Consider the following 2,708-nt stretch of genomic DNA (forward strand, 5'->3'; position numbering starts at 1 on the left):
GCACCGCCCGCACCGACCCGGCGCGCGCCGGGCGGACGCCCGTCGGTACCGGCCAGCCTGGACCCGGCGGCGGTGCCCCGGATGTTCGGCGCGGTGCCGAACCACGCGTACAGTCCGCTGCCGGTGGTGGACGCCGACGGCGCGGTGGTCGGTGGCACCGGCATCCGCAAGTTCGTCGACCCGCTGCCCGGCCTCGGCCCGCTGGGGCGTACGCCGCTCGGCGCGCACCTGCCGGTCGCGGTGCCGGACACCATCAGCTACCCCGGCTGCGACTACTACGAGATCGGTCTCGCCGAGTACGCCCAGCGCCTGCACACCGATCTGCCGGCCACCCGGTTGCGCGGCTACCGGCAACTGAACCTCGGCACCGACGTCGACGGGCACAACACGGTCGCACCGCCCCGACAGCCCTGGCACCTCGGGCCGGTGGTGCTGGCCCGACGCGGCCGACCCGTGCGGATCAAGTTCATCAACCAGCTTCCCGCCGGGCCGGCCGGTGACCTCTTCCTGCCGGTCGACCCGACCGTGCCGGGGGCCGGGACCGGGCCGCTCGGCGGACCGGCACCGTACCCGCAGAACCGGGCGGTGCTGCACCTCAGCGGCGCGTCGACCGGTTGGGCCAGCGCCGGCAACCCGTGGCAGTGGATCACCCCGGCCGGGGAGATCACCCCGTACCCGACCGGTGTCGGGCTGACGAACGTCCCCGACATGCCGCACCCGGGACAGGGCGCCACCACGCTCTACTTCCCGAACGAGCAGAGCGGTCGCCTGCTCTGGTTCCACGACAACACCGCCGGAATGTCCCGACTGACCGTCTACTCCGGACAGGTGGCGCTCTGTCTGCTCACCGACGAGGCGCAGGAGCGGCTGGTCGACGACGGGGTGCTGCCCTGCGAGCAGCTCCCGCTGGTCTTCGAGGACAAGACCTTCGTGCCGGACGACGCGCAGCTCGCCGCCCAGGACCCCACCTGGGATCGCAGCCGCTGGGGCGCGCGCGGCAGCCTCTGGCACCCGCACGTCTATCAACCCCGGCAGGACCCGCACCGCCCGGACGGCGTCAACCCCACCGGCCGCTGGGACTACGGCCCGTGGGCGCGTACCGCCGTGTCGGTCGGACCGGAGGTCACCGCCGCCACCGTGCCCAACCCGCACCACGACCCGGTCACCGACCCGGACGAGCCGCCGGAGGCGCCGGGGGTGCCGCACCCGAGCGCGGTGCCCGCCGCGTACGGGGACACCGTGCTGGTCAACGGCACCGCGTACCCGTACCTGGCGGTGGAGCCGAAGGTCTACCGGTGGCGGATCCTGAACGCCTGCACCGACCGGTGGCTCAACCTCCAGCTCTACCGGGCCGCCTCGGACGCCCCGATGTGGACACCGGAGGGCCGGCTGGCCGACGCCGACGCCGGCGAGGTGCCGATGGTCGACGCGGTCCGGTCACCCGACCGGCCGACGGGCTGGCCGGCGGACGGCCGCCCCGGTGGCGTACCGGACCCGGACGCCGCCGGACCGGAGCTGATCCGGATCGGCAACGAGTGCGGCCTGCTGCCCGAGCCGGTGGTGATCCCGAACCGCCCGATCGGTTTCCGGTACGACCGGCGCGAGGCGACCGTGCTCAACGTCGACGGCCACGCCCTGCTGCTGGCACCCGGCGAACGCGCCGACGTGCTGGTGGACTTCGCCGCCGTCGCGCCGGGCAGCACCCTGATCCTCTACAACGACGCCCCGGCCCCGCTGCCCGCCCTCGACCACCGGCACGACCACCACACCGGAGACTCGGACCGCACCGGCGAGGGCGGCGCCCCACCGACCCTCCCCGGGTACGGCCCGAACACTCGCACCCTGATGCAGTTCCGGGTCTCCGGCACGCCCGCGTCCCCGTACGACCTGGACCGGCTGCGCGAGCGTTTGCCCGGCGCGTACGCGGCCAGCCAGCGCCCGCCGATCGTGCCTCAACCCGCCTACGACGCCTGCTTCGGCACGGTCTCCGCGCCGACCCGGATCCCGGTGCACGCCGCCGCCGTCACGTTCACGCCGACCGGCGGCACCACACCGGTGACGCTGCCGCTGGCGGTCAAGGCCGTCCGGCAGGTCTTCGACCCCGAGCACGGTCGTGCCACCGGCCGCCTCGGCGTCGGCCACCCACACGCCGGCCCGCTCGACGAACCCACCCTGCCACTCGGGCCCGCCGACCCGGCCACCGAGAACCTGCACGTCAGCGACCCGGCCGTGCCGGTCGGCGCACCCGGTGACGGCACCCAGCTCTGGCGGGTACGCGGCACCGGACGGCACACCCACCCGGTCCGATTCGACGGGCTGGACGTGCAGGTGATCAGCCGGGTCGGCCGCGACGGTCGGATCCGGCCGCCGCACCCCGGTGAACTCGGCTGGAAGCAGGTCGTCCGGGTCGACCCGGGCGAGGACGTGCTGATCGCGCTCCGCCCCGAGGCCCCACCGCTGCCGTTCAAGCTCGGCGACAGCATCCGGCTGCTCGACCCGACCCGACCGGCCGGCGTACCCACCGGTTCCACCGAGGTCAGCCCGCTCGACGGACGTCCCGCCTCGGTGGTCAACCGCCTGGTCGACCTCGGCTGGGAGTACCGCTGGGGCAGCGCCTCGGCGGGCCTGCGCGACCAGGGCATGAGCCGCCCGCTGGTGGTGCGCGTCGCGCCCCGCTCCCCCACCGGCCTGAACCGGTCTCTTATAAA

1 protein-coding gene is annotated in these 2,708 nt (G+C 74.7%); it reads left to right on the forward strand.

The window, feature by feature from the left end; genetic code table 11:
* Positions 1-2,708: hypothetical protein (locus EYA84_RS30070; protein WP_131057535.1), on the forward strand; the 2,708-nt coding region annotated here is incomplete at both ends.

The organism is Verrucosispora sp. SN26_14.1 (assembly GCF_004307965.1).
In the GTDB taxonomy this organism is placed as follows: domain Bacteria; phylum Actinomycetota; class Actinomycetes; order Mycobacteriales; family Micromonosporaceae; genus Micromonospora.